The sequence below is a fragment of the Shewanella sp. SG44-2 genome (assembly GCF_014164215.1).
Lineage (GTDB): Bacteria > Pseudomonadota > Gammaproteobacteria > Enterobacterales > Shewanellaceae > Shewanella > Shewanella frigidimarina.
In genome coordinates this window covers 333,697-347,066 of the sequence record NZ_JACJEU010000001.1, presented here as the reverse complement: position 1 = coordinate 347,066, position 13,370 = coordinate 333,697, and the positions used below count along the sequence as shown (strand labels likewise).

Genomic DNA, 13,370 nt, shown 5'->3' with positions numbered 1-13,370 from the left:
GCTGCAGTATCATTAATTAATACGTGGCATTTTTGCGTTCGGATCACTGTTATGTATTATTTTATAATATCGGCTAAGAATGATTTTGCTAATTGATGATCATGGCTATTGATACACTGATATTTTTCTTTGGCACTCAATGGAATAATTTCAAGCCATCGCTGACAAACCCACGCAATATCGTTGAAGTTCTCTTCACAGTAGTGAGCAAGATGCTGTGGGTATTGCTGTAAAATTTGCTTTAACGTGTGACTAAGTGCTTTATCTTTTTTACGCACATCAGTGCTAATGCCTGTCTGTCCCGTTTGTGGTTCAATGATATCGCGTGGCCAAGAATCAATTAAGCTGACATCGGCGCGCTTTAAACCGTCACTATCAACACTGACATTATTTATAATGAACGTCTTTTGCCCTTGCACACTAATACCTAACAAGCCATCTTCAAGCGTTTCAAAGTCGATAATTTGGGTTAATGTCCCCATGGGTAATATGGATTTTTTATCATCAGCCAACATACACAAACCAAAACCAACACCACTTTTTAGCGATTCTGATACTAACCGTTTATATCTAGGTTCAAAAATTCGTAGCTGGGTATATCCTTGAGGTAACAAGCATATCGATAAAGGGAATAGTGGGATAATCATAACGGCACCTGAATGACTTTTAGCGAATAATCTATAATGTTATACGCATACAAGCAGGTAAATGATCACCTTCCGTTGTGGTCTAAATAAGCTAAATAAAATTATGCTTTTATGTATGGCATGTTGCGCTCAAATGCAGTTTCAACAAGGGTTATTCATATTTACATCTTAAGCATTGATTGAGTTAAATGGGTTTACAACAACAGGTACATCTATCAAGTTTAAGTCTCACTGGATCAGTGTTGAAATATCGAGATAAATTGATGTAGTTGTCTCTGGAGTTTTTTCATCGGTGTAGTCTTTTAGTAGGGCATTTAAGAGATGAGATAGTTTGAGTCTTGAATAAACATCTTAGATATTTAGGTTTTTTTTCGATCTTGTTTATAGATATTTTTTATTTTTGTGGGATAAATCCTGATCCAACACTGTTTAATAATATTTTTTAAGTATAATTATGCTTATTAATGATAATGCATCTTTGATGTTGTTTGTATGTTTTTAGGTGGGAACTGTTAATGAGAAAAGTGCTAGATACGGTAGATCAAAGAACTAAGTTAGTTGGCGAAAACCGTTTAGAATTGTTGTTATTTCGCATTAACTCAACCCAGTTGTTTGCCATTAATGTATTTAAAATCAAAGAAGTGGTTAAGTTACCACCCTTAAATAATTTACCCGGCAGTAATCATAATGTTTATGGCGTCGCTAACTTTAGAGGCATGTCTATCCCGGTGATTAATTTACGAGAAGCGATTGGTTTCTCGCCGATGCCCGTAAATGACGATTGTAACTTGATTATTACCGAGTATAACCGCAGTGTGCAGGCCTTTTTAGTCGGTAAAGTCGAGAATATCGTTAACATGAGCTGGAGTGATATTATGCCGCCACCCAAAACCACTGGCGGACATAATTACTTAACAGCAATAACAAAAATAGAAGACCAAGGACACTTACGATTAGTGTCTATTATTGATGTTGAGAAGGTATTAGCTGAGATTATTGATTACGACGTGAAGTTATCTGACGGTGTGTTAGATGAAGCGCTCGTTTCTTATATGCCTGGTCGTAAGATATTAATTGTGGATGATTCGTCAACGGCGCGCAAACAAGTAAGAGACACGCTCAATCAACTTGGTATAGAGATTATTGAAGCTTCAGATGGATTACAAGCTTTGCAATTATTACAATCGTGGGCTGATGAAGGCAGACAGGTTGCCGATGAATTGCTAATGATGATTACCGATGCCGAAATGCCCGAAATGGATGGTTATAAGTTGACCTTTGAGGTGCGAAATGATCCTCGAATGGCGGCACTATTTATTACTCTTAATACTTCTTTGAGTGGCAGTTTTAACCAAGCGATGGTAGAAAAAGTGGGCTGTAATAAGTTTATCTCTAAATTCCAGCCCGACTTATTAGTTAGCGTTGTTCAAGATCGTTTACGGAGTATTCTTGGTTAGACCACCATTGAATGATTACGTGGTTTTATTGATCCATATCTTCGATTAACTCATCAAGAATACGACGTTGATGCCCCGGGGTGATACCAATATTCAGCCTCGCTATTTTGACAGCATGGCCAAATTGGGCTTTACCAAGTAAAGTCACCAGTTGTTGTAAAAAACCACTGTCTAAAGATAAGGTCTTGCTATAGTGGCTGATGGCTTTTGTTAAAGAGGTAAACATTATATCGTCAAATTCGAAACCGGTATGATATTGACTACTGTCACCCGCTATTTCGCCTTCAAGTAATACTCCGTCCAGACTTAATGGCCAGCCCCGTGCATTCATGCGACTTTGGGCTATTTGATACATCATCCAGGCACTTTTTTTAAAACCACCAAAAATCATACAATCAAAATCTGATTCTTCGAGTTCTTGCTCAGTCCAATTAATGCCAATCGCCAAGTCTTTGCTATATAGATGCATTAAATTATCTTTAACCGCATCTCGACAATCCCAAATAGAGGTCAGCAGGTTTTTCTTGGCTAACATATGGCATTCTTTACAAGCTGGAATGGCTAGAGAGGGATGGGGAGTATGAGTCATTCTATAGTAATCAAATATATGATTACTGGGTTCGTTGCAAAACCAACAGGTGTGGCGTTTGTCAAAAGGAATATCAATCAGTGTAGGCATGGGCATAATAATATCAAAAAGCTGTTCAATGGCTGAACAGCTTGGGTAGTAAGATCAAATCAATTAATGATTATTCTTTTTCAAAATCAACTAACTCTTTAGCCAGTACGATAGGGTCAATTTCTAGGCACTCTTGTTCAGCTTCCCAATCAACACCAATTAATACACCATCATCATTTAAATCACTTACCCAGTATTCTAAAAACTCAGTCAGCGTAATAGTCACTGGGTTGTAGTCTGCCCACTCATCAGTGCAATGGCTTTTTGCAGCAGCTTCGCTTGACCAAAGTGGCATAACATCAGTTTCTTCAAATTCTGATGAGTCACATACAACCCAACCTTCACCTGTTTCATCTTGTAAGCCCCATAAGACTTGATGTTGTTTTACGCTTTCGATAAAGCTTGTTAGTGCTGCTGTCTGTTCTGTCATGATAAATCGCTTAAATGAGTGAGAATTAACATCATTATACGGACTCATTGAATAAGGAAAAGGCTTAATTAATGACAATTTTGTTTATGAGGATCCTTGGTGGTCATTTAGCTACTAAATTGACACAGAATCTAGACGAAAATCGGGCAGTTAGCCTGATATTAGTCACTAACACGACTCGATGCGTCAATGTTGTAACTGTACTTTGTGGTTGTTTGTTAGGTCATTCAATAAATACTAGAAGTAACGGAAGTCTTAAATTTATTAACCCGCTTATTTTATTAAGCAGTCTGTATCACTCAAATCAAGTACCGCTTTTAACACGAGTATCTGTGGCGTTGAGTACCAGCTTCATTATTGCTCATCTTGTCATCGGTGTTGTCAAGTTTCACTTGAATTTAGCATAAATAAACAGGGTTTAATGTTAACAGCTCTTGTTTACTGAAAGCCGATGCGTCACGATATTCAATATTCATTTTACGTAAATTAAGTGTTGTTCATGGCTCATAAAAGACGTTTTTCTGTGTTTATTGCTTCAATGTTTGTATCTAGCACTTTATTAAGTGCCTGTGCAGTGTCAGCATCTCCCGATCCGGTCGCCGATGTTACTCCAGTTCAAGAGCATCCTGATTTTGCTACTTGTGTGATTAATTTACAGCAAAAGGCAAAAACAGCAGGGATTTCACAACAGATTATTGATACAACGGTGGCAAATTTAAAGTTTGTCCCTAGGGTGATTGAATTAGATAATCAGCAGCCAGAATTTACCACTAGCTTTGGTGATTACTTCGATAAACGCGTAACACCTTGGCGGGTTGAACAAGGTACAAAAATGATGGCTAAACACGGGCCATTATTAGCTAAACTAACAAAAGAGTATGGCGTGCCTGGGCAATATATTGTTGCTTTTTGGGGCTTAGAAACCAACTTTGGCAGTTACAAAGGTAGTATGCCAGTGCTCGATTCATTGGCAACGCTAGCATGCGATCCAAGGCGTAGCGATTATTTCACTGGCGAGTTATTACAAGCGTTGAAGTTAAAGCAGCAATATAATTTCGCAGATAGCAAAATGGTTGGCTCGTGGGCCGGTGCGATGGGGCACACCCAATTTATGCCAACTAATTATCGTAAGTATGCCGTAGATGGCGACGGTGATGGTATTGCCGATTTATGGAATAGTGAAGTGGATGCATTAACTTCAGCAGCTAATTTTTTACAACATCTAGGTTGGAAGGCCGATGAGCGATGGGGAAGGGAAGTACTGTTGCCTGTAGATTACCCGTTTGCTTACTTGGGCGGTAAACACCCTTTACCATTAGTAAAATGGCAAGAGCTGAATATTAAGCAAGCTAATGGTCAGCCGTTGTCGACACCCGATATGCAAGCTGCTTTATATTTACCCGCTGGGCATACGGGTCCAGCTTTCTTGGGCTATGACAACTTTAATGTGATTATGCGTTGGAATCGCTCTGAATTTTATGCCATTGCAGTAGGTCATTTAGCCGACAGAATTAATGGCAGTGCGATGTTAACTCGTTCAGTACCTAAACAGCCAAGGTTAAGCCGAGAAACAGTAAAGCAGTTACAACAAAAACTGAATGATGCTGGATTTGATGTGGGTAAGCCTGATGGTATTTTAGGGCGTAATTCAGTGCTAGGTTTGCAAGCCTTTCAACAGCAAAAAGGGCTGATTGCGGATGGGTTTCCTGACGTACAAACATTTAACGCATTAGGCATCAAATTATAATGGCCACCTAAATGGCCACTTTTTTGTGGATGCATTAGCACGCTTTTGCTAAGCTTCGGCAAATTTTTGAGTTAAGGAACGATAATGAGCATTAAAGACGATATGGTAGTGCAGTTTAATTACACGCTACGTGATGAAAAAGGCGATGTGCTTGAATCAAATGAAGGTCGTGAGCCGATTGCATATCTGCATGGGCATGACAACATGATGCCTGGTATCGAAGCTGCTATTAATGGTAAAGAAATTGGTGAGAAGTTTACCATTACTCCGCCAGCCGCTGACACTTATGGTGAACGCCAAGAAGATTCAGAGCAGCGTGTATCAGTTAAACATCTTGTCGGCGCAAAAGTATGGAAACCTGGCATGGCTGCAGTGGTGAACACTGAACAAGGCCAACGTCAAGTTACCATCATTAAAGTGGGTAAATTTATGGCAACTGTAGATGTCAATCATCCACTGTCTGGCCGTGAATTAACATTCGACATTGAAATCGTCGGTGCTCGTGATGCTTCAGACGAAGAAATTGCTCATGGCCACGCCCATGGTGCTGGTGGTCATCACCACTAATGAGATTGATTTGCTGTTAATTCCTAATTTAACAGCAACTTAATTCTTTTATAAATCCCAAGTGAAGGCTTGGGATTTTTGTTTTTACAGTGAGTTATTATGGTTATTGATTTTTCTTTGGGTAAAATTATTGTCACTGTGCATGAAATTCAGTGCCGGTTTCATGATAGTCAACTGGTGCTTGCTGCGTCAGTAGATGATATTAGCTGTTTTCATCAAGGCTTAGTGATTGTCGCGGATGCGGGGACGGTGCGGTGGAGTCTTAAACTCGATAATCCAGCGCAATTAGAGGCGTTACTTAATCACACCGGGATCCATGCACAATAACCATTAGTCATAAATTTATCTGAATAGACTCGATTATTTATGATATTTATTTGCGAATCGTTCGATGTTAAAAATCAATTAACGTAAGATAGCCACCAATATTGTTACTGTATTGATAGGATTAATAAATATGTCTGCTCAGTTAGATAAAATCGTGATTGAACCGCAATCACCTGCAACATCTTGTGTCATTTGGTTACATGGCTTAGGTGATTCTGGTGCTGGTTTTGCACCAGTGGTACCAGTATTAGGCTTAAATAGTCAGCATAGTATTCGTTTTATTTTTCCTCATGCACCAGAGCAAGCTGTGACGATAAATGGCGGGTTTGTGATGCGTTCATGGTACGACATCAAAAGTATGGATTTGCATGACCGTGCAGATATCCAAGGAGTTATGGCGTCTGAGCAAGCAATACGTAAGCTGATAGTCGATCAAATCAATAGCGGCATACCGGCCGAAAAAATAGTTTTAGCAGGTTTTAGTCAAGGCGGAGTCATGAGTTTGTTTACGGGTCTGCGTTTTGAACAAAAACTGGCAGGTATTATGGCGTTATCTTGTTATTTACCTGGTGGGGAAACATTGCCAGAGCAACTTGCTGACGCCAATATGCATACACCTATCTTCCAAAACCATGGTGAGCAAGATGATGTTGTCCCTATGTTTGCCGGCAAAATGGCTCATGATGCTCTGATCGCAGCAGGTTATCAGAGTGTTTGGAAAACCTATCCTATGGCTCACAGCGTATTACCTAATCAACTTATTGATATTGGTCAATGGTTACAGCAAGTTTTGAAATAATGTGATTCGGCATTGTTCTTGTTGGGAAACAATCGATAGTATTGCGTAGGGTTTAAAAAATCAATTTATTTAAGTGGCTTAGCAGTAAAAATGCTTAAGCCATTTTTTTACTTGGCATTAACAAGCCTGTTAACATAGCAACTGTTTCTCTCAGGGAATTGTTAAAGTGTAAGTTATTGTTAAATAGTGTATTTAAAATCACATTCTGTCATAAAAGTGACATCCAAATCCGTCAATCTTTGTTATCATTCTGGCCGTGAATAGGATAATTCACGGATTTAAAAATATAAATTATAACATCGGGGTAAATCATGACAAATATGTTAATTAAAGGATTAGTCGCAACGGCTGTACTAGCAGCATTAACCGGTTGTGGCAGTGACGACGACAATACAGTAGTCGTAGCACCAACAACATGTGCCGAAGCAGGTGCAGATTGTAAAGTATTTACAGTATTACACACCAACGACAACCATGGCCGTTTCTGGTCTAACAGTGATGGCGAATATGGTATGTCAGCGCGCAAGACGTTGATCGACCAAATTCGTGCAGAAGTCAGTTCAAATGGTGGCGAAACGTTATTGCTATCTGGTGGTGACATCAACACAGGTGTTCCAGAGTCTGATTTACAAGATGCTGTGCCTGATTTTATTGGTATGAACGAAATTGGTTATGATGCTATGGCAGTGGGTAACCATGAGTTTGATAACCCATTAGCAGTATTAGATTCACAACGTTCAATTGCTAATTTTCCAATGCTTGCTGCAAACATTTATAAAGCAGACGGTACTCGTTATTTTGATGCCTACAAAGTATTTGATGTTAATGGCGTTAAAATTGCTGTTATCGGTCTAACCACCGAAGATACCGCTAAAATTGGTAACCCAGAATTTATCGGTGATTTAGATTTTAGAGATCCAAAAGTTGAAATTGCTAAGGTGATCGCAGAAATTAAAGAAGCAAAATCTGCAGATTTAATCTTCGCAACGACTCACATGGGTCACTATGCTGATGCTGCGAATGGAAGCAACGCGCCGGGTGATGTCGCCATGGCTCGTGCATTAGCAAAAGGAGACTTACAAGCTGTTATCGGTGGTCACTCACAAAACCCAGTGTGTATGGAGCCAGGTACTAACGCATATAGCGAAACATTTGAACCAGGCAGCGAATGTACACCTGATATGCAAAATGGCACTTACATTATGCAAGCTCACGAATGGGGTAAGTACGTAGGCCGTGCAGACTTTGAATACTTCAACGGTGAAATGCATTTAGTAAGCTACAAGCTAATACCTGTTAATTTGAAAAAATCAGTAACCGATGCTGCAGGTGTTAAAACTAAAGTATTGATTGCTGATGCAATCGAAGAAGATGCAGCTTTAAAAGAATTGCTAAAATACTATCAAGATCAAGGTAGTGCTAAGCTAGGCGAAGTGATTGCCACCACTGATGGATTGCTAGATGGTGAGCGTGCAATTGTACGTAACATGCAAACTAATTTAGGCCGTTTACTTGCAGATGCACAGCGTACTAAAGTGGGTGCTGACATTGGCGTGATGAACTCTGGTGGAGTACGTGCTTCTATTCAAGCTGGTAATATTTCTTACCGTGACGTACTAACTGTGCAGCCTTTTGGCAACATGGTAACGCTAAGCACTAAGACTGGTGCTGAAGTCACTGAATACTTAAACACAGTAGCATCTTTCCAACGTGGTTCAGGTGCTTATGCACAAATCACTGGTGTGAAAATGACGGTAGATTGTACTGCTCAAACAGTCGCTATCAGTGAAATCAATGGTAAAGATTACAGTGCCACTGATTCTTATAGCTTTACAGTACCAAGCTTTAACGCTGCTGGCGGTGACGGTTATCCAAAACTTAGCCCAGTACAAACAGGCTATGTTGATGCAGAAGTGCTGTACACTTTCTTCAAAGACAAAGGCACTATTGTTGCAGCAGATTATGCGCCAATGGGTGACATTGTTTATGAAAACTCAAACAGCCCACTAGGTTGTGAAGTTACTGCAAACTAATTAAACTCAGTTTAGGTTAATAGATGGGGTACCCATTTATTATTCCGAGCTAAGGCTAGATTGCAACAAAGGCAGCTTCGGCTGCCTTTTTTATTGGCGATAGTTTAGTTGACTCGTAATTTAGTAAAGCGGTAATGTAATCAATAGGTTTTGTTATTATTATTGAACAGTGCATGTATAGGGTTGAGATAAATTAATATGAAAGGTATCTACAGATTATTGTTGTTAGTCACTTTAATCGTGCTTGCACTAACGTGTTATTTAGCCGGTAGCCAAACGGGAGCGGTCACTTTTTTTGTAGCTGGTGGATTGCTTGAATCAGCCTTTTGGTTTGGCTTGTTTAAAAAATCTAAAAATAGAAGCATTAGTTAATATTAACCTACACGGTTATCGGTTATCAGAGATTGCTTGTTGAATTTCCTATGATGATATTACTCAAAGTATTGAAATCGTAAGTGGATATTTGAAAGTAACAAAGGCAACCTAGGTTGCCTTTGTTATTATAAAGCTATGACGTTCTTTTAATGGTTACAATTATCGCTGTTTACCTCACTCATTTAGCTGTTTTATTTCCAGCTAATATGAGTGGTTAACGTATGGCTTTGCCCTGGCGCTAAAGTCACAGTGTCGTCCAGAACATTAGCGGCTTCTAAGCACACCATGGTTAGGTAATCATCGGCATTAAAGCGTGAAAGTCGCATCGACTTGTCTATCCAAGGGTTCCAAAGTACAGCGGATTGGCTGTTTTCGCGACTGACTACAATGGTACCACTTTGTGTATGTAGCTCCTGAGTATCACCTAATTGGGTGTAAACCCGGTCGGTTTCTCGTTCAAACTTGACGATATCATCGACTTGTTTAAACGGCCCTTCACCAAACTCAATGTATTGCGACCCAGTAAAGCCACTCACTTTCAATTGATGAATATCTTCAATAGGAAAGTAGCTATGCAATGCTTGGGAAAGCTTCACGTTATCATTTCCATTATTAGTATTCACCAAGCTGACTGATAAGGTTTCGCCTAAGGTGAATAACACCTTTACTTGGGTATTATGGGGCCAATATTGTTTATCCATTTCACTGGCGGGCAGGGTGAAAACTAAATCTACTAATTGGTTACGCATTTTGACTGATTCAAGCGACCAGGTTTTGTTTCGAGCAAAACCATGCTGCGGAAACCCTGGAGTGTCGCTCATACCAAACCAAGGCCAACAAATGGGGATTCCTCCTCTGATACCATTACCAGGTTGGTAATCATCTGCACTTGAAACCCATAATAGTGGTGCTTTACCTACAGGTATAAATTGATCTATTTGTGCACCTTGCATAAAAATACGTGCTTGGCAAAGTGCTGTGTCAACAGCAACATAATCAAGACCATTGGGATGTCTTTTAGTGGTAACCGAACCCATAGTGTGTGTCCTTGTGTATTTTGACCCTAGTAGATAGCTTACAAGGTTTTTGGCAAGTAAGTCACTAATCGTTTGGATGATTTACGGGTGTTAGCGATCAACTTTAGTTAATAAGTAAACATCAAACCGCTATTGGTTCAGCATTAAGTGTTGCATCACTTGTCATCGATAGGCTATTACGAGTTTAATTCGCCTCGTGAGCAAAATAACGCGTTTTGATATTGCTGATTTGAAATAACCACCCAGTATCAATTCAGCTCACCTCTAATGTAAAGTTGAGATTATTTAGTGAAATGTAACAGACGGTTATTGGCTGGCATGGTGATGTCTTCTTGAAGTGTTAGCCCCTGTTGTTGTGCTAACAGGCCGATCCATTCAATATCGCGGATACCGCTATCAGGATTGTTGTGTTGCAGCCACGAATTGAATTGTTGATTACTGTCACTGGTAAATTGGCCTTGATAATTAAAGGGACCATAAACGACTAATGAACCTGAATTAACCAATACACTACCAATACCAGTAAAGAATGCTTCCACCATTGGCTTACTCATAATGTGCAAGGTGTTAGCACTGAATATTGCATCTACATCTGATAAAAGTAGGGGCCATGGTTGGGTGACATCAAGGCTAATAGCCTGTTGTAAGTTTGGTAATGTTTGCAAATCGAGTCGAGCTTGTAGGGTAGGCAAATAATGTTGCTGATCGCTTGGTTGCCAGCGAGCATGGGCAAGGTTTTCAGCGAAATAGACGCTGTGTTGGCCTGTACCACTGCCTATTTCGAGTACATGTTGCCTATTGACAAACCACTTTGCCAATAGGGTTAAGATAGGCTGTTTATTATTTTCACACGCTTGTGAAAAAGGCAGTTGTTGTAGCGATAATGATTGAGGCATTACTAGATATCAATTCTATCCATTTCTAATTGTTGCAATGCTATCACCGCTTGAGTGCGATTGCGAACACCCAGTTTACGAAATATCGCTGTGGCATGTGCTTTGATAGTTGCTTCTGATACCCCAAAATCATAAGCAATTTGTTTGTTGAGTAACCCTTCTGCAAACATCTGTAACACGCGATATTGTTGCGGGGTTAAATCTGATAATCGGTTGGCCATTTTGTCGGTCGGGTCGTCAGAAACCGGCACAATTTGTGTGCCTTTTGGTAACCAAATATCACCGTATAACACCGCATTTAATGCTTCGGCCAACACTTCCATTGATGCAGATTTAGGGATGAATCCGCTACTGCCATAATGTATTGCACGGCTAATTGTATTGATGTCTTCATGGGCAGATATCACCACAACGGGGATATCTGGATAATGAGTTCTGAGGTGGATCAGGGTTGAGTAACCGTGTGATCCTGGCATTTGTAGGTCTAGCAGGATTAAGTCAAATGGGGTCTCTTTTTGATCAAGAACCCCTTGCAATGCTTCGGCACTATCGGCCTCAAACCATTGCGTTTTTTCAAATGCATTACTCAACGCTAGCCTTAAGGCGTTACGGAATAATGGGTGATCATCTGCGATGATGATGTTTAAATTTTCGAGCTTCATGGCGTTTTTTATTCTATGTTGCACGTGAAGATAACTCAATGTAACAGAAAAGTAATCGAGTATTCTATTGCTTTATGTCACATTGTGATTGATTTGAATAAAAACCGTAAAATTTTAGACTTTAGTCGAGTAGATAAAGTGCTAATGCAGCCATCTATCTGGCTACATTAGCAATGGCATATGTTAATTGTGTGGCCACACTTGGGTTGGGTTTCTGTTTTCATCTACCGCAACAAAAGTAAATACTCCGCGTATCGCATGTTCTCGATGATCGTGGTACATATCTTCGACATAAATGTTCACTTCAACTTTGAGTGATGTATTACCAACATGAATCACATTAGCAATCAGCTCTGCTAAGCTGCCTGCGGGTATCGCTTTTTTAAAATCGATACGGTCAGAACTGACGGTCACTAATGACTTACGACAAAAACGGGTGGCGGCGATAAATGCTGTTTCATCCATCCATGCTAAAGCATCACCACCAAATAAGGTGTTATGGTGATTGGTATTAGACGGGAAAATAGCCTTTATAACGCGCGCTTCTGATTGAGCAATACGTGCAGCAATGTCATCAGGGAAATGGTTTTGAGTTTGAGCAGGGTTTTGAGCAAGGGACATACAACTACCTAATGTTATGCAGATCAACAAAGAATTAAGCGAAAAAAGCCGCGCATTATACTGTATTGCGTTGATCTCTGTCGATGTTGTAGTGCCTGTTTAGTACCCCCAAGGGCCAGCATTCGCGGGGCCCTTGGGGGAAATATTCTCATAAATTGGATGGGTTATACTATTCGATTAACGATATATGGCTAAATGAGGCATTTTGGCTGAGAACATCAATTGAAGTGATATCGGTTAATATCACTTCAATCGCTTGCTGTTGTTGATCAATACCCGCAATAGCTTCGTGTTTTTGTTGATTGCGACTCACATACAATGTTCGATCAAATTGACCTTGTATATGGGTTCCATCTGTTAATGTCAGTTTGACCCTATAGCGATACAAACAGATGATCTCGATGTAATCGTAAATCTCACATTTAATTGGATTCATGTCAGTATCCCATTTGTCTGCTCTATATCTTGCTAAAAACCATCACTCATTAACAATCATTTACCAGCTATCATTTACTCACTTTCAATGACCCGTTAATAGCGTAACAATACAGTAGAAACCATTTGCTTGTTGGCATTGAGGGTCACTATGTATAAGCGATCAAACTCACTTGCATCTGCAATGGGTATTTGTTTTTCTGCCCCGAGACCTTCTACTAAATCTGTCGAAGTATTACTGTGTCCGACCACTAAAATACTACCCTGTTGAGTTAATAGATATTGGGTAAATGCAGCCATATCACGTGGATCGTAAACACTTAAATCCAGTTGTTGATCTTGCGTTACGGCGGTGGCCGTTTCACGGGTGCGATTATAATCCGTTGTGTACACTTTATCTAAATGCGTACTAGATAGTACTTTAGCTAAACGTAGAGCTCTTAATTGTCCTTGTGCGGATAAGCTAGGGTCTTTACCTGCAAGTTTTTCGGCATGTCTGACAATAAAAATAACTTGATTGCTCTTGGTATTGTTATTGCTGTCTACGGCGGTATTGTTAAGCGCAATCGGAGCAACGATTGGCGTTTGTGCCATTAGTGATGCGCTGATTAAACTGATACAGCCGAAAACGACTCTAATGATTAATTGTTTCATGGTG

Annotated in this window: 15 protein-coding genes; 6 read left to right on the top strand and 9 right to left on the bottom strand. The window is 39.9% G+C overall.

All coding sequences use genetic code 11. The features are described from left to right. Nucleotides 1-56: 56 nt before the first annotated feature. Nucleotides 57-647, bottom strand: coding sequence for an LON peptidase substrate-binding domain-containing protein (locus H5181_RS01450; protein WP_123883304.1), 591 nt, complete (start codon nt 645-647; stop codon nt 57-59). Between the two features lie 515 nt (nt 648-1,162). Between H5181_RS01450 and H5181_RS01445 the strand changes: the two genes are divergently transcribed. Beyond that, the gene (locus H5181_RS01445; RefSeq protein WP_011637771.1) at nt 1,163-2,104 is read left to right on the top strand and encodes a chemotaxis protein CheV; all 942 of its coding nucleotides are present in this window, start codon (nt 1,163-1,165) and stop codon (nt 2,102-2,104) included. Between the two features lie 25 nt (nt 2,105-2,129). On the opposite strand, the gene H5181_RS01440 is transcribed toward H5181_RS01445, so the two are convergent. After that, nucleotides 2,130-2,789, bottom strand: a complete 660-nt coding sequence (locus H5181_RS01440) for a hypothetical protein (RefSeq protein ID WP_011637770.1) — start codon at nt 2,787-2,789, stop codon at nt 2,130-2,132. A 64-nt stretch (nt 2,790-2,853) separates the two neighbouring features. Next, nucleotides 2,854-3,213 (bottom strand): DUF2750 domain-containing protein, encoded by a 360-nt coding sequence (locus tag H5181_RS01435; RefSeq protein WP_182750002.1) that lies wholly within the window; start codon nt 3,211-3,213, stop codon nt 2,854-2,856. Between the two features lie 499 nt (nt 3,214-3,712). Here H5181_RS01435 and H5181_RS01430 point away from each other — a divergent pair, with 499 nt between their 5' ends. The 5 genes from H5181_RS01430 (at nt 3,713) to ushA (ending at nt 8,686) form a co-directional block, all read left to right on the top strand. Further along, nucleotides 3,713-4,960, top strand: coding sequence for a lytic murein transglycosylase (locus H5181_RS01430; RefSeq protein WP_123777696.1), 1,248 nt, complete (start codon nt 3,713-3,715; stop codon nt 4,958-4,960). An 84-nt stretch (nt 4,961-5,044) separates the two neighbouring features. After that, on the top strand, nt 5,045-5,527 hold the full coding sequence (locus H5181_RS01425) for a peptidylprolyl isomerase (protein ID WP_059743947.1): 483 nt from the start codon (nt 5,045-5,047) through the stop codon (nt 5,525-5,527). 99 nt (nt 5,528-5,626) lie between these two features. Beyond that, on the top strand, nt 5,627-5,854 hold the full coding sequence (locus H5181_RS01420) for a DUF3389 domain-containing protein (RefSeq protein WP_059743945.1): 228 nt from the start codon (nt 5,627-5,629) through the stop codon (nt 5,852-5,854). A gap of 130 nt (nt 5,855-5,984) precedes the next feature. Beyond that, nucleotides 5,985-6,653, top strand: coding sequence for an alpha/beta hydrolase (locus tag H5181_RS01415; protein ID WP_182750000.1), 669 nt, complete (start codon nt 5,985-5,987; stop codon nt 6,651-6,653). 311 nt (nt 6,654-6,964) lie between these two features. Continuing rightward, the gene (gene ushA / locus H5181_RS01410) at nt 6,965-8,686 is read left to right on the top strand and encodes a bifunctional UDP-sugar hydrolase/5'-nucleotidase UshA (protein WP_182749998.1); all 1,722 of its coding nucleotides are present in this window, start codon (nt 6,965-6,967) and stop codon (nt 8,684-8,686) included. Between the two features lie 566 nt (nt 8,687-9,252). Here ushA and H5181_RS01405 read toward each other — a convergent pair. From H5181_RS01405 to H5181_RS01380, 6 genes are all read right to left on the bottom strand, one after another. Then, complete coding sequence (locus H5181_RS01405) at nt 9,253-10,098, bottom strand: D-hexose-6-phosphate mutarotase (RefSeq protein ID WP_182749996.1); 846 nt, start codon at nt 10,096-10,098, stop codon at nt 9,253-9,255. Nucleotides 10,099-10,379: 281 nt separating this feature from the next. Continuing rightward, complete coding sequence (locus H5181_RS01400) at nt 10,380-10,994, bottom strand: DUF938 domain-containing protein (RefSeq protein ID WP_182749994.1); 615 nt, start codon at nt 10,992-10,994, stop codon at nt 10,380-10,382. Between the two features lie 2 nt (nt 10,995-10,996). Next, the gene (locus H5181_RS01395; protein ID WP_182749992.1) at nt 10,997-11,656 is read right to left on the bottom strand and encodes a response regulator transcription factor; all 660 of its coding nucleotides are present in this window, start codon (nt 11,654-11,656) and stop codon (nt 10,997-10,999) included. 183 nt (nt 11,657-11,839) lie between these two features. After that, nucleotides 11,840-12,277 (bottom strand): acyl-CoA thioesterase, encoded by a 438-nt coding sequence (locus tag H5181_RS01390; RefSeq protein ID WP_011637759.1) that lies wholly within the window; start codon nt 12,275-12,277, stop codon nt 11,840-11,842. 169 nt (nt 12,278-12,446) lie between these two features. Then, nucleotides 12,447-12,713, bottom strand: a complete 267-nt coding sequence (locus tag H5181_RS01385) for a Rho-binding antiterminator (RefSeq protein ID WP_182749990.1) — start codon at nt 12,711-12,713, stop codon at nt 12,447-12,449. Nucleotides 12,714-12,808: 95 nt separating this feature from the next. Further along, entirely contained in the window at nt 12,809-13,366 is a 558-nt protein-coding gene (locus H5181_RS01380) for a histidine phosphatase family protein (RefSeq protein WP_182749988.1), read from the bottom strand. Between the last annotated feature and the right edge of the window lie 4 nt (nt 13,367-13,370).